Below are 18,956 nucleotides of genomic sequence, written 5' to 3' on the forward strand. Positions count from 1 at the left end.
CTCGCGCCTGTCGCACGGCTGGTCCCGCGGCGTGTCCGTGTCCTGCCCCGGAACTGCCCCAACCATGTACGAGGAACGCACCGCCAGTCCCGTACGCCACACCAGTCACATGCGGGTCAGCGGCGTGTCACTCCGGGCGTGTCGTGGGACGGCCCCGCAGCGGGCGGCCGGGAGAGGCAGGTCACTACGGTGGCCGGGTGAGCTCAGCGGCGGGCACGGGGCGGCGGCGGCAGGACGCGGTCTACCGGGCGGGCGTGTACGGCCGGCACCCGCGGGTGCCGACGGCCTACCGGCAGCTGGCGACCGAGGCGCGCCGCCGGCTCGGCGCCCGCGCCTACGGCTACGTGGCCGGCGGCGCCGGCGACGAGGACACCCAGCGCGCCGACCGGGCGGCGTTCGACCGCTGGGCGGTGGTCCCCCGGGTGCTGCGGGACGTCAGCGCGCGGGACACCTCCGTCGAGCTGTTCGGACGGCGACTGCCGGCACCGCTGCTGCTGGGCCCGGTCGGCGCGCTGGAGCTGGTGCACCCCGAGGCCGACCTCGCCGTCGCACGGGCGGCCGCGTCGATCGGCGTCCCGATGGTGTTCTCCAACCAGGCGTCGGTGCCGATGGAGACCACCGCGGCGGCGATGGGCTCTGGTCCCGACGCCGCGCCGCGCTGGATGCAGCTGTACTGGTCGACCTCCGACGAGCTGGTGGAGAGCCTGCTGGGCCGGGCGGAGGCCTGCGGCTGCGACGCGGTCGTGGTCACCCTGGACACCACGATGCTCGGCTGGCGGCCACGCGACCTCGACCTCGGGCACCTGCCGTTCGCGCTGGGCAAGGGCATCGCGCAGTACACCTCCGACCCGGTGTTCCGCCGGCTCGTCGAGGAGCGCGCGGCCGCGGCGGGCAGCCCCCGCGACCCGCAGCCGCGGCCCAACCCCTCCGCCGTCCGGGCGCTGGTGGGCATGTCCCGGGCGTGGTCCCGGGCCACCGGCATGCCGCTGCGCGAGGCGCTGCGCTCACCGCTCCCCCGTGCGGCCGTGGAGGTGTTCCTCGGCATCTACTCCCGGCCCTCGATCACCTGGGCGGACCTGGCCTGGCTGCGGCAGCGGACCCGGCTGCCGATCGTGCTCAAGGGCGTGCTGCACCCCGACGACGCGCGCCGGGCCGTCGACGAGGGGGTCGACGGCCTGGTGGTCAGCACGCACGGCGGGCGCCAGGTGGACCGCTCGATCGCCGCGCTGGACGCGTTGCCCGACGCGGTCGACGCCATCGCCGACCGGGTGCCGGTGCTGTTCGACAGCGGCGTGCGCAGCGGCGCCGACGTGCTGGTCGCCGTCGCGCTGGGCGCCCGCGCGGTGCTGCTCGGCCGGCCGTACGCCTGGGGGCTGGGCGTGGCCGGCGAGGAGGGCGTGCGGCAGGTGGTCGAGGACGTGCTCGGCGAGTTCGACCTGACCCTGGGCCTGACCGGGCACACCGCCGTCGGCCAGCTCAGCCGCGAGACCCTCCGCCGCCGCCCCTGACCCGGTGATCGCCCCAGGCGTGCCTTCGGCGAACAGCTCGGCCCCTCTGTGCGGCGCGCCGACCGGCCCTTGACTTCGATCTGTGAGCGGAGTCACAGTGAACGCGGGCGGGGGCAGCCGGTACGAGTGGCCCTCCACCGCTGGAGGGACCGACCAACGCGGCCAGACCGTCAGGGCCGGCCCCCCGCCCGCCAACCTCCTCCGCGCGGACCGGTCGTGCGCCCGGGCGTGCTCAGCCCCGTGCCGCAGTCACCGCGTCGGCGACCGGCCCGCGCCAGGGCTCCCCGTGCCCGGGCAGCACCAGCTCGGCGTGCAGCCCGGCCAGCGGCGCCAGCGCGGCCGCCGTCGCCGCCCGGTCGTGGTCGAAGAAGCCGGGCAGCAGCTGCGGACCCCGGCGCCGCGAGGTGGGGTGCCCGGTGACCAGCCCGTCGCCGGTGAGCACCGCCCCGACGGCCGGCAGGTGGAAGGCGCTGTGCCCGCGGGTGTGCCCCGGCGTCGGCACCGGCACCGGCCCGCCGGGCAGGTCCAGCGGGCCGGCGCCGGGGAACGGCTGCGCGTAGGGGACGGCGGTCGGCGTCGTGCCGCCGAGCCGGATCGCCCGCACCGCCCACGGCAGCACGCCCGGCCGCCACGCGTTGGCCAGCACCTGCACCGGCGTGACCTGCTCGAGGAACTCCCGGTGGGCGTGCGGGACCTCGGCGGCGCTGCACCAGGCGGGGGTGCCGTGCTGCGCGTGCAGGAGGCCGGCGGCGCCGATGTGGTCGGCGTGCGCGTGCGTGATCAGCAGCGCCCGGACGTCGCGCGGGTCGTGCCCGAGCAGCCGGATCGAGGACTCGACGTCCCCCGCGTTGCCCGGGTAGCCGGCGTCGACCAGCGTGAGGTCCCGGCCATCGCGCAGCAGGTACCAGTTGACGATGCCGCCGTCGACGCGGAACACGCCGTCGGCGACCTGCTGGACGTCGCCGCGGTTCATGCCCGGCAGTCTGCCGCTCAGCCGCCGCCGCAGACCGACTGCTCGACCTCGGCCGGGAGCCCACCGGCCGAGCAGCTGTCCGCCGCGTCGGCCCGCTCCCAGGACCCGTCGACGTGCCGGAAGAGCTCAACGGCCTGCGGTGCGACACCGATGACCGCCCACTCGCCGGCGCAGACGGTGTCCGGCGAGGCGAGCCGGGGTGTCGGATCGCCGTCCGCCGGCGAGGGCAGCAGGGCGAGGAGCGTGGCGGCGTCGGGGCACGAGGGGGTGCCGGCCGTCTGGCCGGCCGTCCGGCCGACAGGGCCGCCGTCGGGCCCGGGCAGGGACCGGCCCAGCGCAGTGCCACCGGCGAGGACGACGACGCCCAGCAGCGCGAGGCCCGCAAAGGTGCGCCGCCGCCGCTGGTGCTGCAGGTGGTCCACGAGGCCCTCCCGGGAACACGGACGGCCCCGCTCCTCACGAGGAGGAACGGGGCCGCGCGCTGTCTCAACCAGACGTGCACCCGAAGGGACTCGAACCCCTAACCTTCTGATCCGTAGTCAGATGCTCTATCCGTTGAGCTACGGGTGCGTGTTCAGTTGTCGTGCGCGGAGGCTCCGGGATTTGAACCCGGGATGGGGATTAACCCAAACCGCATTAGCAGTGCGGCGCCATAGACCGGACTAGGCGAAGCCTCCCGGGCTCCGAGTTCCCTCGGAACCACCGAGAAGAGAGGTTACCAGCGCCCGCGGGCGTCCCCCCACACGGGTAGGGGGACGCCGTCGGTTCAGGCGTGGACGACGTCCCGGTGGGGTGCGGTCGGGGCCGTCGGGCGGCGCCCCGGCAGCAGCGTGACCAGCACGGCGAGCGCGCCGGCCAGGGTGGCGAGCACCAGCGCACCGGCCACGCCGACGTGGGTCTCGATGAGCGCGCCACCCACGGCGGCCCCGATCGCGGAGGCGCCGAAGGAGACCGTCGACAGCCAGGTGAACGCCTCGGTGGTGGCCGCCGCCGGGGCGATCGAGCCGACCAGCGAGCTCTGCACGGTCAGCGTCGGGGCGATCGCCGTCCCGCCGAGGAACAGCAGGACGCCGAGCAGCCACGGGCTGGACACGGCGGCGAGCGGGGCCAGGCCGACGGTCACGCCGAGCAGCCCCCAGCGGTACTGGCGGGGCAACGTGGCGCTGATCATCCGGGCGCCGAACCAGAGGCCGCCACCGGCGGAGCCGAGCGCCCAGACGGCGAGCAGCAGGCCGGACATCCCGGGGGCGCCGGCCGCGTCGGCGAACGCCGGGACGGCGACCTCGAGCGCGCCGATGCCGAGCATCAGCGCGGTGCCGCTGAGCAGGATGCGCGGCATACCGGGCGTGGTCACCGTCGCGAACAACGGCCGCCGCTCGGCCGACGCCGGGACCCAGGCGCGCATGGCCGCACTGGTGGCGATGCCGAGCGCACCGGCGACGCCGAGCACGCCGGCGACCGCGAGGGCGATCGACGGACTCGCGACCAGGGCGAGGACGGCGACCAGCGAGGGGCCGGCCACGAACACCAGCTCGGTGGCGGTCGCGTCCAGCGCAAAGGCGGTGGGCCGCACATGGGCGTCGACCCGGGACCACAGCGCCCGCACGGTGCCGGAGACCAGCGGGGTGCTCGCACCAACCGCGCCGGCCGCGGCGAGCAGCGCCCACACCGGGGACCCGAGCAGGACGACGACCGCCGCGAGCGTCAGCAGCAGCGGGTACAGGGCGGACTGCGCGAGCAGCACGCCGCGCGGGCTGCGGCGGTCGGCCAGCCGCCCGAGCACCGGGGCGACGAGGGCGGTGGCGATGCCGTAGGTGGCCGAGACGCCGCCGGCAACCGCGTACGAACCGGTCTGCTCCTGCACCATGAGGAGCAGCGCGAGCGGCACCATGGAGGACGGCAGACGGCCGGCGAAGCCGGAGAGCAAGAGCACCGGGGCGGACGGCAACCGCCACACGGTGAGGTACGAACGCATGACTGTGCTCACTTCAGGTTGTGCGATGAGGGAATCTGTAGGGGGTCAACGCCGGTTGAGTCCCTACAGATTCCAGAGGCTAGCACGGCGTAGGGAGCCAAATGGACTACGACACCTACGGGTCGAATGCGGTGGAGTTGGCGATCGACCTGGCCAACGCCGACCGCGAGGACCCGGGCTGGGTGCTGGCGTTCCTCGACGCCCACACCGAGTGGTTCACCGAGGGCACGTCGCTGTCCCTGCCCGAGCAGGTCGCCGGGCAGGTGGCCCAGACCGCAACGCTGGTCCGTGACGTCGCGCTGGCCGAGAGCGAGCCCGACGTGATGGCCCGGCTGAACGCCCTGCTGGCGCTGGCCTCACCCCGGCCGTACGCGACCGACCACGACGGCGAGCTGCACCTGCACTACGCCCGCCCGGACGCCGGCGCGGTCGAGCAGCTGACGACGACGGTGGCGATGGGCCTGTCGCAGGTCGTCGTCCAGCACGGCTGGCAGCGACTGGGCGTCTGCTCGGCGGAGGGCTGCGGCAACGTCTACGTCGACACCTCGCGCAACGCCAGCCGCCGCTACTGCTCCAACACCTGCGCCAGCCGCTCGACGGTCGCCGCCTACCGGGCCCGCAAGCGCGCCTGAGGGAACACCCCGTTCCCCCCGACACTCGCGAGCTCGCGCCGGGTCCCTGAACGGGGCACTAACGTCCGCGCCGTGCCCTCACCGCGCCGTTGGGACGCCGCACTGCTGGCGCGCGTCGGTCGCCTGCCGACGACGCGGGTCGACCGGTGGCTGCGCAGGCTCTCCACCTTCGCCGACCACGGCAAGCTCTGGCTCGCCATCGGGGCGGTCCTCGGACTGAAGCCGGGCCGGTCGCGCCGCGCAGCGGTCCGCGGGATCGGGGCGCTGGCGGTGTCGAGCGCGCTGGTCAACGCGGTTCTCAAGCGGCTCTTCGGTCGTGTGCGGCCGGACCTGGCCGACGTCCACCACGCGCGTGCACTGAAGCGGTCACCGCACACCCTGTCCTTCCCGAGCGGTCACTCGGCGTCGGCGGCTGCGTTCGCGACCGGGGTCGCCCTGGAGAGCCCCGTCGCCGGGGCGCTCATCGCGCCGATCGCAGCGGGCGTCGGCTACTCGCGGGTGCACGTCGGCGTGCACTACCCGGGCGACGTCGCCGCCGGCATGGCCGTCGGGAGCGCGGTGGCGCTGGCCACCCAGCGGTGGTGGCGGGTGCGGCCGGTCGAGCCCGCGCGGGTGTGGCAGGCCTGGGACGCCCCGGCGCTGCCGGACGGCGAGGGGCTGGTGGTCGCGGTCAACCCGCGGTCCGGCCGCGAGGACTACGACCCGGCCGCCGACATCCGGGAGCTGCTGCCCCGCGCCGAGGTGCTGGAGCTGCGTGCGGACGCGGGCGTGGCTGAGCTGCTCGGCGAGGCCGCGCGGTCGGGGCGCGCCCGGGCACTGGGCGTGGCCGGCGGCGACGGCAGCGTCGCGGCAGCTGCGGCCGTCGCGCTGGAGTTCGGACTGCCGCTGGCCGTCGTTCCCGCGGGAACGCTGAACCACTTCGCACGCGACCTGGGCGTGGCGACGCCGCCGGAGGCCGCGGCAGCCGTGGTGAGCGGGGCGGCCGTGCAGGTGGACGTGGCCGAGGTGAACGGGGTGCCGTTCCTGAACACCGCGTCGATCGGTTCGTACCCGGAGATGGTGCGACGCCGGGACCGGCTCAGCGGGCGGATGGGCAAGTGGGCGGCGCTGACGGTGGCGGCGGCGCAGGTGCTGCGGCACGGGTCGCCGGTGGAGCTGGAGCTGAACCAACGGCGGGTCTCGGCGTGGATCCTGTTCATCGGCAACGGCTGCTACGTGCCGCGCGGGCTGTCGCCGGCGTGGCGGCCGCGGCTGGAGGACGGGTTGCTGGACGTGCAGTACCTGCGGGCCGACCTGCGGTTCGGGCGCACCCGGGCGGTGCTGGCGACGCTGCTGGGGGTCGGGGACCACAGCCGGTCCCACGCGGAGTTCCAGGCGTCGGAGCTGCGGGTGCGGTCGCTGTCCGGGCCGCAGCAGGTGGCGTACGACGGGGAGACCGGGGAGACGACGACGGAGTTCGTCTTCCGCAAGCGCGAGCGGCTGACCATCTACTGCTCCCGGTGACGCTCGAGCTCTGCTCCACATCTGGAGCAGAGCTCAACTGCGCCGTCCACAGGTCAGGCGTCCGGGGGACGCGGGCGAGCCGCTGAGCTGCGTAGTCTCTGGGAACTTTTTCGTTCCGGGACTGCGGGAGGACGACGGATGCGGCTCGTGCAGGTGGCTGCTGCGGCGGCTGTGGGGATTGCCGTGCTCGCCGGTTGCTCGGGCGGGGAGACCGCGAACGAGACGTTGCCGTCGACCTCGAGCAGCGCAGCAGGGACCGCTGCGAGCCTGCCGCCCCTCGGCCCACCGGACCTGCCCATGCCCGACGAGGCGCGAGAGCAGACCCCCGCCGGCGCGGAAGCATTCCTCCGCTACTACATGGCGGTATACACGAAAGCGCAGGTTGAAATGGACTCGACCTACCTTCGCCAGTTCAGCCAAGAATGCTCTTTTTGCGACGCCCTGATCCAGCGCCTAGATGAGAATGCCGCCAGCCGTCACACGTACGATGGCGGCGCGGTCACACTCAGAGCGACCTCTTTGACGCCCGACGCCGATGGGGCAATCGAGGGCGCGTTCACGATTGATCAAGCAGCCTTAACGATCCACGATGAGGCCGGCGCAACCGTAAGTGAGGACCCACAAGCTACTTACAGTTGCGGAGCTGTGCTGACATGGCGACCAACCGAAGCAGCCTGGGCTATGACGCAATGGGACGTCAACTAGCACGCGCGGCGGCGGTTGCGACCTCCGTCGTCATATTCTTCCTCGCATCGTCGACGGCTTGGGCCGTACCAGGCGGGTCGATAGGAGCAGTCCATAGCGAACTAGGCCACGGGAACGTCACGCTTGAAGCGGCTGACGTCTCCTCCGCAGACGACCGAGGAGTCCGACGGGCCAGCAATGCACCTGCCGCGGTGCCGATGTACCGCTGGCGCCTGCAAACTCCCTGCCAAATTAGCGATCCCGCGACCGGCGGATGCGTCTCAGGAGGCGTCTGCCCAGCTGTCCCGGGGCGACTGATTGGCTTGTATGTCGTTCAACGTCAACGACTGGCGCAGCCTTTGATTGACGGCGTGCAGGCGCCCGTCGACGGAGGCGCCCCAGCAGAGCTACTTCCCACCGGCACGCCCTACGGAAACTGGGTCAACGACGCTCAGAGCTGCGTCGACGTGACGGACCTCAACCCTCCGCCGTCGCCTGACGAGGTGTTCCGCTACTTCCAGACGCTGCCGCTCCCCCAGCTGACCACCCGCCAGCAGCCGCCGGGCGAGGCTCTCGTCGGCCTGCCGGTCATCTTCTTCACCGACAGCCCGACGACCCAGCTGTTCACGGTCGACATCCGCGGCTTCACCGTCGACATCGCGGCCACCGCCAGCACCTACAGCTGGGACACCGGCGACAGCGCCGTCCTCACCACGACCGACCCCGGCGCGCCCTACCCGAACGCGACCATCACGCACGACTACTCGTCGGGCACCTACACCGCCTCGCTGACCACGACCTGGAGCGCCACCTACTCCGTCGACGGTGGCGTGCAGGCCGACGTCCCCGGCACCACCACGACCCAGGGCGCACCGGCCACCTTCACCGTCCTGCAGGCCCGCACCGTCCTGACCAACCCCTACGACTGAGCGAGCACTCCTGAACGGGTCAGCTGCGGCGCGGCACCCAACGGGACACGACCACGAGCAGCAGCAGCGCGGTGACCGCCTCGCCACCCTCTTCCACGAAGGTCGCCACGGCCAGCGCCACCCACGGGTGCCGTAGCCCGGCCGCCGCCACCGTGATCTGGTCCAGCCCGATCGCGGCGGCCGCGTAGAGACCCAGAGCCACCACGATCGGCGTCGTCCCGGGGACCGCCCACGCCTGGCCCGCCCGCCACAGCAACGACAGCCCGATCGCCGTCAGCAGCACGGCGCCGACCAGGGTGGTGAAGCGTCCGTCGTCCCGCTCCAGTGCCGAGTGCGAGCTCACCGCCTTGGCCACCGTGAGCGCGGCTCCCCCGACGACCACCCCGGTCCACCACCACCGCGCCCGTCCCGCCGACCGCACCGCCGCCACCGCGGCGAGCACGGCGACAGCCAGGAACAGTACGGTGGTGAACAATCGCGGCAGCGCACCCAGGGCGTCGAGCCGGAACAGCCGGCGGACCGCGGGATCAGGGCACGACCCCACCGCACAGCGCAGTTCGACGACGAACCCGACGACGAACACCAGCGCGCCGACCAGCGCGAGCGGCAGCACCCACCGACCCCGGAGGGCAGGAGCCGCGTCGAGCTCCTCCCTGGTCACGCGCCCATCATCCCGTCCTGACTGTGACAACCACATGCCGCCACCACTGTGATCCCTGCACCATGACCCAACGACTTAGCAACGGCTTTGTCAGGTTCCGCCTACAGAACATCGAGTTGACACCAAGCCTGCGCCGCTACAAAGACCCCATGTTCGCTGTCGTGGTCGTCGCCGTCTGGTTCACCCTCGCAGTCGGTGCCGCCGTCATCATCAGCGCGGGCATCCGGGTGGCCGACCGGCGGGCCCCCTTCAACGACCACCTGGCCGGCCTCCCCCAGAACCTCACGGTCGACGACGTCCTGGGTGTGCGCACCGCCAGCTGACGCCGGCGCAGGTTCGCGCAGCGCCGGGGGTCGCTTCTCACTACGGTCGCAAGGCAGGGTTGTCCTGGCACTGACCAGGGCAGGTCCCTGCTGACGTCACCGATGGGAAGAGGTCTCCAGATGTTGGTCCGCCGGATCGCACGGCCCATGCTCGCTTCCACGTTCATCTACGGCGGGATCCAGACCCTCCGGAACCCGCAGAGCCGCGTTCCCGGCGCAGCGCCGATCGTCGAGCAGCTCACCGAGATCGCCGACAAGCAGCTGCCGATCGAGGTCTCGCACGACGTCGAGCAGTGGGTGAAGGTCAACGCCGGCGTGCACGTCGGCGCCGGCACCCTGCTCGCGCTGGGCAAGTTCCCCCGCTTCGCTGCGCTCGCGCTGGCCACCTCGCTGGTCCCCACCACCTTCGCCGGCCACCGCTTCTGGGAGCACGAGGACCCGAAGGAGCGCTTCGGCCAGACGAGCAACTTCCTCAAGAACACCGGCATGCTCGGCGGGCTGCTGCTCGCCGCCGTCGACACCGAGGGCAAGCCGTCGGTCGGCTGGCGGGCCCGGAAGACCGCCGGCGCCGCCGCTGCCGCAGCCGAGGCCAGCTACGAGCGGGCCTCCAAGAAGGCCGCGAAGGCGCAGAAGCGGGCCGCCAAGCAGGCCAAGAAGCTCAAGTCCTGACCTGGGCAGCATGACGGCACAGCTCACGCCCGCGGGCGCGCTCCGGAGGATCGCCTTCCTCCTGGAGCGCGCCCGCGAACCGTCCTACCGGGTCAAGGCCTTCCGGACGGCGGCCACCGTCGTCGCCGGCCTGGACGACGCCGAGCTCGACCGCCGCGTCCGCACCAAGACGCTCAAGGACCTCAAGGGCGTCGGGGACAAGACCGCGGCCGTCGTGGTCGAGGCGCACCGCGGCGAGGTGCCGGCCTATCTGCAGGGGCTCGAGGAGAAGTACGCCGAGCTGACCCCGCTCGCCGACGACGCCGCAGCCCTGCGCACGGCGCTCAAGGGCGACCTGCACGCGCACTCGGACTGGTCCGACGGCGGCAGCCCGATCCGCGAGATGGCCGAGGCGGCGATCTCCATCGGCCACGAGTACCTGGCGCTCACCGACCACTCACCCCGGCTCACCGTCGCCAACGGGCTGACCCCGCAGCGGCTGGAGCAGCAGCTGGACGTCGTGGCAGCGCTGAACGACGAGCTCGCGCCCTTCCGGATCCTCACCGGCATCGAGTGCGACATCAACGTCGACGGCTCGCTGGACCAGACCGACGAGCTGCTCGGCAGGCTGGACGTCGTCGTCGCCAGCGTGCACTCCGAGCTGCGGGCGCCGAAGGCGGCGATGACCGAGCGGATGCTCGCGGCCGTCGCCAACCCGCACACCGACGTCCTGGGGCACTGCACCGGGCGGCTGGTGATCGGCCGCCAGCAGCGCAACGGCACCCAGAAGCCGCGGCCGGAGAGCGAGTTCGACGCCGACGCCGTCTTCCGGGCCTGCGTCGAGCACGGGACGGCGGTGGAGATCAACTCCCGGCCGGAGCGGCTGGACCCGCCACGCCGGCTGCTGACCCAGGCCGTCGAGCTGGGCTGCGACTTCGCCATCGACACCGACGCGCACGCCCCCGGTCAGCTGGACTGGCAGGACAACGGCTGCGTGCGGGCGGTGGAGTGCGGCGTCCCGGCCGACCGGGTGATCAACACCGCCCCGGCCGACGCGCTGCTGACCCGCACCCGGGGTTGAACGTCCTAGGTTCCCGGGGCATGACGGTCCTGGACTGGTTGCTCGACTCCGACCCCGCCATCCGCTGGCAGGCGATGCGCGACCTGGCCGACGCTGGCGCTGCTCCGCGAGTTCGGGCTGGACCCGGCGTCGGGCGCGGCCCGGGAGACGGTCGCCCTGGTCGCGGAGAACTGCCGCTGGGAGTACGACGGCGCACGCTTCTTCGAGGGCGAGGCCGAGGCGTGCATCAACGGCCGCGTCGTCGCACTCGGCGCGTACTTCGGCCAGGACGTCGACGGGCTGGTGGCGCGGCTGCTCGACGACCAGCTCGAGGACGGCGGCTGGAACTGCTTCACCGAGCACGGCTCCACCCGGTCGTCGTTCGACTCGACGATCAACGTGCTCGAGGGGCTGCTGGCGCACGAGCTGGCCGGCGGCGGCACTGCGGAGACCGCGGCCGCTCGGCACCGCGGCGAGGAGTACCTGCTCGAGCGGTCGCTGTTCCGTCGGAAGAGCACCGGCGAGCCGGTCCAGCCGGGCTACCTGCAGTTCTCCTTCCCGCCGCAGTGGCACTACGACGTCCTCCGGGCGCTGGACCACTTCCGGCTGGCCGGCAGCCGGGACGAGCGGCTGGCCGAGGCGGTCACCGTGGTGCGGAGCAAGCAGCAGCCGGACGGCACCTGGCTGCTGGAGGACACCCACTCCGGCGCTGCCCACTTCCCGCTCGAGGACGGCGACGGGCAGCCCAGCCGCTGGAACACCCTGCGGGCGCTGCGCGTGCTGCGCTGGCACGACGGCCCGGTCGGCTGAGGCCATGAGCTGGCCGGAGCGTGGGCCTGACGTCAGGGGCGATCCGCGTCCCGGGCCTTCGAGTCGGGTCGGGCGAGGACCGCGGTCAGCAGGCCGATCATCCCGATCGTCCAGAACGCGACGATCCCGACGTCTCCACGATGGATGCCATGGGTCTCGCTCAAGGTGACGAGGACGGGGCCTTCCCGGATGTAGTCCCCGGTCAGCAGGAGGAACGCGAACCCGGACAGAACTGCCGCCGTCAGCAGTGCACCGACCCAACGGACCATCGACCGACCCTAGCGCTCAGGCCTGGATGGTCCCCTGCCGCACGCGCACCGCCGAGCGGGGAGGCAGCTGCCAGAGCTTGCCCAAGGAGACGTCCAGCGCCGGGTCGAAGCGGTCCAGCCCACCACCCGGGTAGGGCGTCAGCTCGCTGAACCACACCTCGCCGTCGACGGCGTACAGGTCGACCCGGACGAAGTCGAACTCCGCGCCCAACACCTCCGCCACCTCGAGCATCCGCGGCAGCAGCGCCGGGGGCGCCGTCACTGGGCCCGCAGCGACGTCCTCGGCGACGTCGACCGGCGTCCAGTCCGGGCGGTACAGCCGGCGCCGGTGGTCCGCGAACCGGCCGGTGTCCACCTGCACCAGCACCACCCGTCCGCCGAACACCAGGAACTTGAAGTCCACCGGCGGCTCCCCCGACCCGAGGAACTCCTCGGCCAGCAGCCCCCGCCGCGCCTGGCTGTAGACCCACTCGCCGCGCGTCCGGAACAGCGGCTCGTCCAGCCAGCCGGCGGTGGTCCGCGCCAGCTCGACGACGTCCGGGCGTCCGCCGCCGATGTGCACCCGCATGGTGCCGTGGTTGGGCTTGAGCACCCACCGGGAAGGCAGGTCGAGCGCCGCGAACTCGGCGAGGTCCGTCCCGGACCAGAGCACGGCGGGCACCCGCACCGACGGGCAGCGTGACGCCGCGTACGCCTTCATCGCCAGCTTGTCGCCGAGCTGCCCGATCAGCGGACGGCGGTCGTGCACCACCCGCCAGTTCACCTTCTCCACGAAGGTGCGCGGGACCCGCGGCGGCCAGCGGCCGTGCGCCTCGTGGAACAGCACGGCGCGCTTCACCGGCAGCGGCAACCGGACGAGCACGCTCCGCCACGCCGACACCGGGACCTCCTCCGCTCGCGCACATCGGCGGCACGCATCATGGTTGTGCACAGTCTGGTCCGAGCAACCTCGTCAACAGCGATCGAGGGTCGGCACCCGGGAAGAGCGAGGAGCGCCGGCCTTGAACGCGTCCAGCCCGAGCACGGGCGTGGGGTTCCTCGCCAAGGACCCCTGGAACCCTGCCATCCGCCGCGAGCAGATGATCGCCCGGCACCTGGTGCAGCGCGGCCTGCCGGTCCGCTTCGTGCAGGCACCGGCCGACGCCCGCCGGCTGCGCACCGACCCGGGCAACTGGTGGGCACACCTGCGCCGGGCCCGGTTCCAGACCGTCGCCCCCGGCATCACCGTGACCGAGCGCTCCACCGTCCAGCCGGGCCTACGCAGCCCGGCAGCCGAGCGCCTGGACGCCGGCCTGCTCGCGTCATTCCTGCGCCGCTCCGGCTGGGACCCGCAGCTGTCGGTGTTCATGCTGCCCTGGGAGTGGCGCGCCGCCCGCGCCCTGCCCGGCCGGCGGGTCTTCGACTGCACCGACGACTGGGCCCGGCTGCTCCCGCACGCCCGCGGGCTGCCCGACCAGCTGCGGCGGATCGCCGACGAGGCCGACGAGGTCGTCGTCGTCAACCCGGTGCTCACCGACCTCTTCCCGGGCCGGACACCGGTCGTCGTCCCCAACGGCACCGACGAGACGCTGCTGACCGCACGCCGGACGGCGGAGCGGCGTGAGCGGCACGCGGTGTACGTCGGCAGCGTCGCCGAGCGGTTCGACGTCGACCTGATCCGCGCGGTGCTCGCGGCGCTGCCCGACTGGACGCTCACCGTCCACGGCCAGCTCGTCTTCCCCGGCTCCGCGCACGCGCCCCGCGATCGCTTCCTCGCCTTGGAGCCGGAGACCGGTGGCCGGTTCCGCTACGAGGGCCTGCTGCCCCGGAACCGGCTGGCCGACGTGCTGGACGGCGCGACGGTCGGGCTCGTCCCCGACGTCGCCGGCATCGCGCTGGGCCAGTCGTCGATGAAGACCTACGACTACTGCGCGCGCGGCCTGCCCGTCATTGCGACCGCCGGGCACCTGGAGCACTCCGGCGAGACCCCGCCGCACACCGCCGTCGTCGCGAATGCGCAGGAGATGGCCGCGGCGATGGTCGCCGCCGTCGACGAACCGGTCGGCTGCGCGAAGGAACGCATCGACTGGGCCGCCGAGCGCACCTGGAGCAGGCGCACCGACGCCTGGCTGGACGCCACCCTGGGCCGTCGTCCAGGCCGTGTGACAGGAGTGCACCCCGCGACCGATCCGCCCTAGCAGTCACCGTGTGTCGCCTATGACTGCACTCAGCGTTGCCCTAGTTTTCCGGCATGACGACCACCGCTGTTGCTCCGGGCTCGAAATCCGCCGACCCGGCGATCACCCTCGCCGACGCGCTGCAGTCCGGCTTCGCCGCCCAGCGCTCCGGTTGCCAGCGCACCCGCACCGCCCGCTGAGGAGGGTCGGTAGCACCGCGCCACCACCGGGACGCCCGCCGTCCACCCGGGCGTCACCCCGCCGAGCGACGTGATCTTGGTCACCCGGACGATCGGATCTCGCTTTACCGGCCGGCTGACCGCATGATCACCGGGTGATCCGACTCCTCGAGGGCGTCCTGGCCGGCCCCCGGCCCACCACCCGCTCCGACGCGGGCCGCACCGACTGGCACCTGCACCGCTACGGCTACGCGGGCGCCGACGCGTTCAGCGGCTCCTCGCTGTACCGCTGCCGCTGCGGCGTCGTCCGCCCCGCCATCTGAGCTGCCCCCACCGCACCGGCTTGCCAGACTGCAGCCATGGCCCTCCCCCGGACCCGGCTGTCGCACGTCCAGCTGGCTGACCTGGCCCGGCACGCCTTCGGCCTGACGCCCGGCCCACCCGACCTCGCCCCGGACACCGAGTTCGAGGACGCCGAGGGCGTCTTGGTCGCCACCACCGGCCCCGACGGGCTCGCCGTCCACGAGATCCCGCGCTGGCGCTCGCCGGCGAGCGTCCGCGCCGAGCTGCAGGCGCGCGGCTGGACCGAGCCGGCCGCCTGGGTGGGCACCCCGCCGGAGAGCGACGCCGGCCTGCCCGACCGACTGCTGGTGCTGCTGCCGGTGGCCGGCACCGCCCCGGACTCCGCGGTCATCTCCCTCGGTGCCGCCGTGTGGGCCGACCGCACGGTCGGGCGGGAGACGATCGTCGTCCCGGTGCCGGTGACCGCCGCGGACCCGGAGGTGACCTGGCTGGAGCTCGCCGCCGCCTACGGCGCCGGGCCGGTGGCCAGCCACGTCGACCCGGCACCGCCGCACACCGGCGGGCGCGCGGTGATGTTCACCGGGCTGTCCGGCGCCGGGAAGTCGACGATCGCCAGCAAGCTGGTCGAGCTGCTGCTCGAGGGCGGGCACACGGTCACGCTGCTGGACGGCGACGAGGTGCGCACCCACCTGTCCGCTGGGCTGGGGTTCTCCAAGGCCGACCGGGACACCAACGTGCGCCGGATCGGCTGGGTGGCCGCGCAGATCGCCAAGCACGGCGGGTTGGCGGTGTGCGCGCCGATCGCGCCCTACGCCGCCACCCGCGCCGACGCCCGCCGGCTGGTGGAGGAGCAGGCCGGGCCGGGCTCGTTCGTCCTGGTGCACGTGGCGACGCCGCTGGAGGAGTGCGAGGCGCGGGACCGGAAGGGCCTGTACGCGAAGGCCCGCCGCGGGGAGATCGCCGAGTTCACCGGGATCAGCGACCCGTACGAGGAGCCCACCGACGCGGAGCTGACGATCGACACCCGCTCGTCGAGCGTCGAGCAGAGCGCCCGGCGGGTGCTGGACTACCTCGGCGGCAGCTGAAGGCCGGTGGGCCGGGGCCCCACCACGCCGGGGGCGTCGATCGTCTGCGCGTCGGCCTGACGGCGGAGCAGCCAGGCGGCGGGGAGCACGAGCCGCGGTGCGACACCGACCAGGACGGCGGTGAGGACGGCGATCGCGCCGAACGCCTCACCGGTCTCCTCGATGAAGGTCGCGGCGGCGGTCCAGTAGGCGCTGGCGCCGGCGTGCCCGATGAGCGAGGTGACACCGGACAGGCCGACGGCGGCGGAGGCGTAGAGGCCGAACGCGATGAGCATCCGGCGCCGGTCGCGGCGCTCGGTGCGGCTGAGCCACCACAGCCCGACCAGGACGACGGCGACGACGACGGCGCTGAGCAGGGTGGCGAGCAGCGGGCGATCGCCGAGCCCGAGCGCGCTGATGGCGCCGGAGTGGACGGTCCCACCGGCCTTGATCTGGCCGACGAGCGCGGCGATGAGTGCGACGGCGACCCACCACGGCCGGCGTGCGGGAGCGCGGGCGGCGCCGGCGGCGGCGGCCACGGCGGCGGCGAGGAACAGCCCGGCGACGAACATGCGGGGCAGCGACAGCGGGGCGTCCATCGACCAGAGCCGGGCGGTGTGCTCGTGGCCGGAGGTGCGGACGAGGAAGCCGCCGGTCTCGAGGGCGGCGGCAGTGAGCAGCAGCGCGAAGGTCAGCGGCGGCACCGGGATGCGCCGCCGGGTGCGCACCGGCGCGGCGACGGGCGCCTGTGCCAGGCCGAGGGTCGAGCGCTCCCGCCGGTCGGCCTTGTGCAGCGCCATCCCGATCAACGGGGCGACGACGACCGACAACCCCACCCAGCCCACGAGAGCCCAGCCCCACCACGCCATGCAGTGGTCATCGGTCACGTCGGGACGGACCTTGACCGATATCGGCCTGTCTTCCCCCTACCGTGACGGCTGTGACATCGGGAGAGGGCACACACGTGCCCGTCACCTATGACCACTGGGAGCACGTCGAGGGGCCGTTCTTCCACGGGACGAAGGCCACGCTCCAGGTCGGCGACGAACTGGTCCCCGGCCACGGTTCCAACTACCAGGACGGCCGGGTGTCGAACAACATCTACTTCACCGCGGCCGTGGAGACCGCCGTCTGGGGAGCCGAGCTGGCCACGGCGCTGGCCGGCACCGGCGAGCGGGGACGCATCTACGTCGTCGAGCCGCTGGGCCCGTTCGAGGACGACCCGAACGTGACCGACAAGCGGTTCCCCGGCAACCCCACCCGGTCCTACCGCACCCGCTCTCCGCTGCGCGTCGTCGGCGAGCTGGACGACTGGCAGGGGCACTCGCCGGAGGTGCTGCAGGGGATGCTGGACAGCCTGGCCCGGCTGCGCGAGCAGGGCCTGGACGTCATCGAGGACTAGCTGGCGGTGGCCTGCAGCGCGGTGAGCAGCCGGTCGGCCAGCTCGGGCCGGCAGATGAGCAGATCGGGCAGGTACGGGTTCGGCCGGTTGTAGCGCAGCGGTGAGCCGTCGAGCCGGCTGGCGTGCAGCCCGGCGGCGCGGGCGACGGCGACCGGCGCCGCGGAGTCCCACTCGTACTGGCCGCCGCCGTGCACGTAGGCGTCGGTGTCGCCGCGGACGACGGACATCGCCTTCACCCCGGCCGACCCCAGAGCCACCAGCTCGGCGCCCAGCCGGCCGGCGAGGTCGGTGACCAGCGCCGGCGGGCGGCTCCGGCTGACCGCCAGCCGCATCGGCCCGTCCGAGCGGGAGGGGGTCTCGGCCACGTCGACGGTGCTCAGCGTGGTGCCCTCGGCGGGGAGGGCAACGGCGCCGGCAGTCAGCTCGCCGCGCTCCCACAGGGCGACGTGCACGGCCCAGTCGGTGCGGTCGAGCTCGGAGAACTCCCGGGTGCCGTCGAGCGGATCGACGATCCACACCCGGTCGGAGACCAGCCGGATCGGGTCGTCGGCACCCTCCTCGGAGAGGACGGCGTCGTCCGGGCGCAGCGCGGCGAGCCGGTCGAGGAGGAAGCGGTGAGTCTCGGCGTCACCGGCGGCCTTGCGCTCGGTGGCGTCAGCGAAGTCGCGAGCGCGAACCTGCAGCAGCAGCTCCCCCGCCTCGCGGGCGAGCTGGGCGGCGGTCTGGTGGTCGGAGGAGGTCAACGTCGGTCTTCCGTCGGGGGCGATGACCCATCCTCGCCGTTCGTCAGCGCGTCGGCGTCAGCGACCAGTCATCCGGGACGAAGACCTGTGCCCGCGGGGCCCGCTCCCGGCGATCCGCCACGGCCGTCGCTGCGCCCACCAGCAGACCAACGGCAACCGCGATCACCATCCAGGCCACCAGGGCTACGAGCCACCACGCCATCGGACTCTCCCCCATAGGCGGTTCCCACGATTGTGTCCGCGGAGCCGCTGGGCGAAACATCCGGCTGGGCTTGTGGGCGCGCCCACGAGCTGTGACTGGTGCCCATTCCGAGCCCCGTGTAACTCAGCCAGCGAGCCCTTCCATGACCAGCGGGCCCAGCCGCTCACGCACAGTAGTTGCGCGGTCATACAAGTGGTTCCAGGGGCTCGAGACCTGCCGGTCACGCGCTCGCAGGGCTGGTTCCGGTACTGGAACTACTCGCGGACCCTCACCCACGGTGAGGTTCCGCCGCGCGGCGTGATGGCCAGGCGCGGACCTGTTGCCCTTTCCGAGGCCAGGCAAGAGTGTGCCCTCCTGCACGTTCCACGGCGAGCGATCGGTCGCCCGCGGATGGCGACGTGACCGGGAGAGACCAGTTGATCCGGGCGGTTGCGCGACGAGGACGGGAGACCACGGGGACGCCGATGGCGGCCCGTGGTCGCTTCGCCGTCCCATGGTCCGCCCGCACGTGGCGGCGGAGCCTGGCCGCTGCCGGGCTGTTCGCCGTGGGTCTGTGGGCGCTCCTCATCAGCGTGACCGCCCCCGCGCGCGCCGCCCAGGACACGAGTGCCTCAGCGGTCGCCGACGTCCCAGCTGTCGACGACGTGCCGGCAGCGACCCCAGCCGAGGCTGCTCCCTCGCAGTCGACGCCGCCCGCCGTCAGCACGGCGCCGCCCTCGCCCGTTGCGTCGTCGAGCCCGTCGAGCCCGTCGAGCCCGGCGAGCCCGGCGAGCCCGTCGAGCCCGTCGAGCCCGTCGAGCCCGGCCGAGCCCCCTGCGCGCGTGGAAACCGCTGATGGGCCGCCGTGAGATCGGCCTTCACCCCGCGTGGGCTGCCCTCGTCGCTTGATGGGAAGCCCTCGTGAAAGGCCAGTCGGCCTGGCTCCCGCCAGC

The 18,956-nt window shown here is 73.4% G+C and carries 23 protein-coding genes and 2 tRNA genes; 14 read left to right on the top strand and 11 right to left on the bottom strand.

Annotation, left to right across the window (positions count from 1 at the left end; genetic code table 11):
• Positions 1 to 197: 197 nt before the first annotated feature.
• Positions 198 to 1,508, top strand: a complete 1,311-nt coding sequence (locus FHL80_RS16290; protein ID WP_138734428.1) for an alpha-hydroxy-acid oxidizing protein — start codon at positions 198 to 200, stop codon at positions 1,506 to 1,508.
• Positions 1,509 to 1,740: 232 nt separating this feature from the next.
• Here FHL80_RS16290 and FHL80_RS16295 read toward each other — a convergent pair whose 3' ends face one another.
• The 5 genes from FHL80_RS16295 to FHL80_RS16315 all read right to left on the bottom strand — a co-directional run bounded on the left by FHL80_RS16295 (position 1,741) and on the right by FHL80_RS16315 (position 4,456).
• On the bottom strand, positions 1,741 to 2,481 hold the full coding sequence (locus tag FHL80_RS16295; protein ID WP_138734429.1) for an MBL fold metallo-hydrolase: 741 nt from the start codon (positions 2,479 to 2,481) through the stop codon (positions 1,741 to 1,743).
• 17 nt (positions 2,482 to 2,498) lie between these two features.
• On the bottom strand, positions 2,499 to 2,903 hold the full coding sequence (locus FHL80_RS16300) for a hypothetical protein (RefSeq protein ID WP_138734430.1): 405 nt from the start codon (positions 2,901 to 2,903) through the stop codon (positions 2,499 to 2,501).
• 75 nt (positions 2,904 to 2,978) lie between these two features.
• Positions 2,979 to 3,051, bottom strand: a tRNA-Arg gene (locus FHL80_RS16305).
• A gap of 18 nt (positions 3,052 to 3,069) precedes the next feature.
• Positions 3,070 to 3,158, bottom strand: a tRNA-Ser gene (locus tag FHL80_RS16310).
• Between the two features lie 89 nt (positions 3,159 to 3,247).
• Positions 3,248 to 4,456 carry an MFS transporter gene (locus tag FHL80_RS16315; protein ID WP_216870791.1) on the bottom strand — a complete coding sequence of 403 codons (1,209 nt, stop codon included), beginning with the start codon at positions 4,454 to 4,456 and terminating at the stop codon, positions 3,248 to 3,250.
• A 101-nt stretch (positions 4,457 to 4,557) separates the two neighbouring features.
• Between FHL80_RS16315 and FHL80_RS16320 the strand changes: the two genes are divergently transcribed.
• The 4 genes from FHL80_RS16320 to FHL80_RS26335 all read left to right on the top strand — a co-directional run bounded on the left by FHL80_RS16320 (position 4,558) and on the right by FHL80_RS26335 (position 8,204).
• Complete coding sequence (locus FHL80_RS16320) at positions 4,558 to 5,088, top strand: CGNR zinc finger domain-containing protein (RefSeq protein ID WP_138734432.1); 531 nt, start codon at positions 4,558 to 4,560, stop codon at positions 5,086 to 5,088.
• Positions 5,089 to 5,160: 72 nt separating this feature from the next.
• Positions 5,161 to 6,591, top strand: a complete 1,431-nt coding sequence (locus FHL80_RS16325; protein ID WP_138734433.1) for a bifunctional phosphatase PAP2/diacylglycerol kinase family protein — start codon at positions 5,161 to 5,163, stop codon at positions 6,589 to 6,591.
• Positions 6,592 to 6,729: 138 nt separating this feature from the next.
• Positions 6,730 to 7,296 (top strand): DUF6318 family protein, encoded by a 567-nt coding sequence (locus tag FHL80_RS16330; RefSeq protein ID WP_138734434.1) that lies wholly within the window; start codon positions 6,730 to 6,732, stop codon positions 7,294 to 7,296.
• A gap of 446 nt (positions 7,297 to 7,742) precedes the next feature.
• Positions 7,743 to 8,204, top strand: coding sequence for a hypothetical protein (locus FHL80_RS26335; protein ID WP_246078728.1), 462 nt, complete (start codon positions 7,743 to 7,745; stop codon positions 8,202 to 8,204).
• A 19-nt stretch (positions 8,205 to 8,223) separates the two neighbouring features.
• On the opposite strand, the gene FHL80_RS16340 is transcribed toward FHL80_RS26335, so the two are convergent.
• Complete coding sequence (locus tag FHL80_RS16340) at positions 8,224 to 8,865, bottom strand: hypothetical protein (protein WP_138734435.1); 642 nt, start codon at positions 8,863 to 8,865, stop codon at positions 8,224 to 8,226.
• Between the two features lie 149 nt (positions 8,866 to 9,014).
• Here FHL80_RS16340 and FHL80_RS25630 point away from each other — a divergent pair, with 149 nt between their 5' ends.
• The 4 genes from FHL80_RS25630 to FHL80_RS16355 all read left to right on the top strand — a co-directional run bounded on the left by FHL80_RS25630 (position 9,015) and on the right by FHL80_RS16355 (position 11,706).
• Positions 9,015 to 9,188, top strand: a complete 174-nt coding sequence (locus FHL80_RS25630) for a hypothetical protein (RefSeq protein ID WP_216870792.1) — start codon at positions 9,015 to 9,017, stop codon at positions 9,186 to 9,188.
• Positions 9,189 to 9,335: 147 nt separating this feature from the next.
• A complete protein-coding gene (locus FHL80_RS16345) occupies positions 9,336 to 9,857 on the top strand; it encodes a DoxX family protein (protein WP_246078729.1) in 522 nt (173 codons plus the stop codon).
• Between the two features lie 10 nt (positions 9,858 to 9,867).
• Complete coding sequence (locus FHL80_RS16350) at positions 9,868 to 10,917, top strand: PHP domain-containing protein (protein WP_138734437.1); 1,050 nt, start codon at positions 9,868 to 9,870, stop codon at positions 10,915 to 10,917.
• Between the two features lie 282 nt (positions 10,918 to 11,199).
• Positions 11,200 to 11,706, top strand: coding sequence for a hypothetical protein (locus tag FHL80_RS16355; protein ID WP_216870793.1), 507 nt, complete (start codon positions 11,200 to 11,202; stop codon positions 11,704 to 11,706).
• 32 nt (positions 11,707 to 11,738) lie between these two features.
• On the opposite strand, the gene FHL80_RS16360 is transcribed toward FHL80_RS16355, so the two are convergent.
• Positions 11,739 to 11,975, bottom strand: coding sequence for a hypothetical protein (locus FHL80_RS16360; RefSeq protein WP_138734438.1), 237 nt, complete (start codon positions 11,973 to 11,975; stop codon positions 11,739 to 11,741).
• A 16-nt stretch (positions 11,976 to 11,991) separates the two neighbouring features.
• On the bottom strand, positions 11,992 to 12,855 hold the full coding sequence (locus FHL80_RS16365) for an ATP-grasp fold amidoligase family protein (protein WP_216870794.1): 864 nt from the start codon (positions 12,853 to 12,855) through the stop codon (positions 11,992 to 11,994).
• A gap of 121 nt (positions 12,856 to 12,976) precedes the next feature.
• On the opposite strand from FHL80_RS16365, the gene FHL80_RS16370 reads away from it, so the two are divergent.
• From FHL80_RS16370 to cysC, 4 genes are all read left to right on the top strand, one after another.
• On the top strand, positions 12,977 to 14,152 hold the full coding sequence (locus FHL80_RS16370) for a glycosyltransferase family protein (protein ID WP_138734440.1): 1,176 nt from the start codon (positions 12,977 to 12,979) through the stop codon (positions 14,150 to 14,152).
• Positions 14,153 to 14,205: 53 nt separating this feature from the next.
• Positions 14,206 to 14,331, top strand: a complete 126-nt coding sequence (locus FHL80_RS26770) for a hypothetical protein (RefSeq protein WP_281283489.1) — start codon at positions 14,206 to 14,208, stop codon at positions 14,329 to 14,331.
• A 134-nt stretch (positions 14,332 to 14,465) separates the two neighbouring features.
• Positions 14,466 to 14,633: a hypothetical protein gene (locus FHL80_RS25635; RefSeq protein ID WP_216870795.1), complete on the top strand. Its 168-nt coding sequence runs from the start codon at positions 14,466 to 14,468 to the stop codon at positions 14,631 to 14,633.
• 36 nt (positions 14,634 to 14,669) lie between these two features.
• The gene (gene cysC, locus FHL80_RS26340; protein WP_138734441.1) at positions 14,670 to 15,698 is read left to right on the top strand and encodes an adenylyl-sulfate kinase; all 1,029 of its coding nucleotides are present in this window, start codon (positions 14,670 to 14,672) and stop codon (positions 15,696 to 15,698) included.
• On the opposite strand, the gene FHL80_RS16380 is transcribed toward cysC, so the two are convergent.
• Entirely contained in the window at positions 15,680 to 16,564 is an 885-nt protein-coding gene (locus tag FHL80_RS16380) for a hypothetical protein (RefSeq protein WP_246078730.1), read from the bottom strand. The two genes, cysC and FHL80_RS16380, sit on opposite strands and share 19 nt — an antisense overlap.
• A gap of 77 nt (positions 16,565 to 16,641) precedes the next feature.
• Between FHL80_RS16380 and arr the strand changes: the two genes are divergently transcribed.
• A complete protein-coding gene (gene arr / locus FHL80_RS16385; RefSeq protein ID WP_138734448.1) occupies positions 16,642 to 17,079 on the top strand; it encodes an NAD(+)--rifampin ADP-ribosyltransferase in 438 nt (145 codons plus the stop codon).
• Here the strand turns inward: arr and FHL80_RS16390 are convergent.
• Both FHL80_RS16390 and FHL80_RS25645 read right to left on the bottom strand, forming a co-directional pair.
• Positions 17,076 to 17,822 (bottom strand): 3'(2'),5'-bisphosphate nucleotidase CysQ, encoded by a 747-nt coding sequence (locus FHL80_RS16390; protein ID WP_138734442.1) that lies wholly within the window; start codon positions 17,820 to 17,822, stop codon positions 17,076 to 17,078. The two genes, arr and FHL80_RS16390, sit on opposite strands and share 4 nt — an antisense overlap.
• 43 nt (positions 17,823 to 17,865) lie before the next feature.
• Positions 17,866 to 18,024 (bottom strand): hypothetical protein, encoded by a 159-nt coding sequence (locus FHL80_RS25645; protein WP_216870797.1) that lies wholly within the window; start codon positions 18,022 to 18,024, stop codon positions 17,866 to 17,868.
• Positions 18,025 to 18,956: the final 932 nt, after the last annotated feature.

It is taken from the genome of Modestobacter excelsi, from assembly GCF_005930495.1.
In the GTDB taxonomy this organism is placed as follows: domain Bacteria; phylum Actinomycetota; class Actinomycetes; order Mycobacteriales; family Geodermatophilaceae; genus Modestobacter; species Modestobacter excelsi.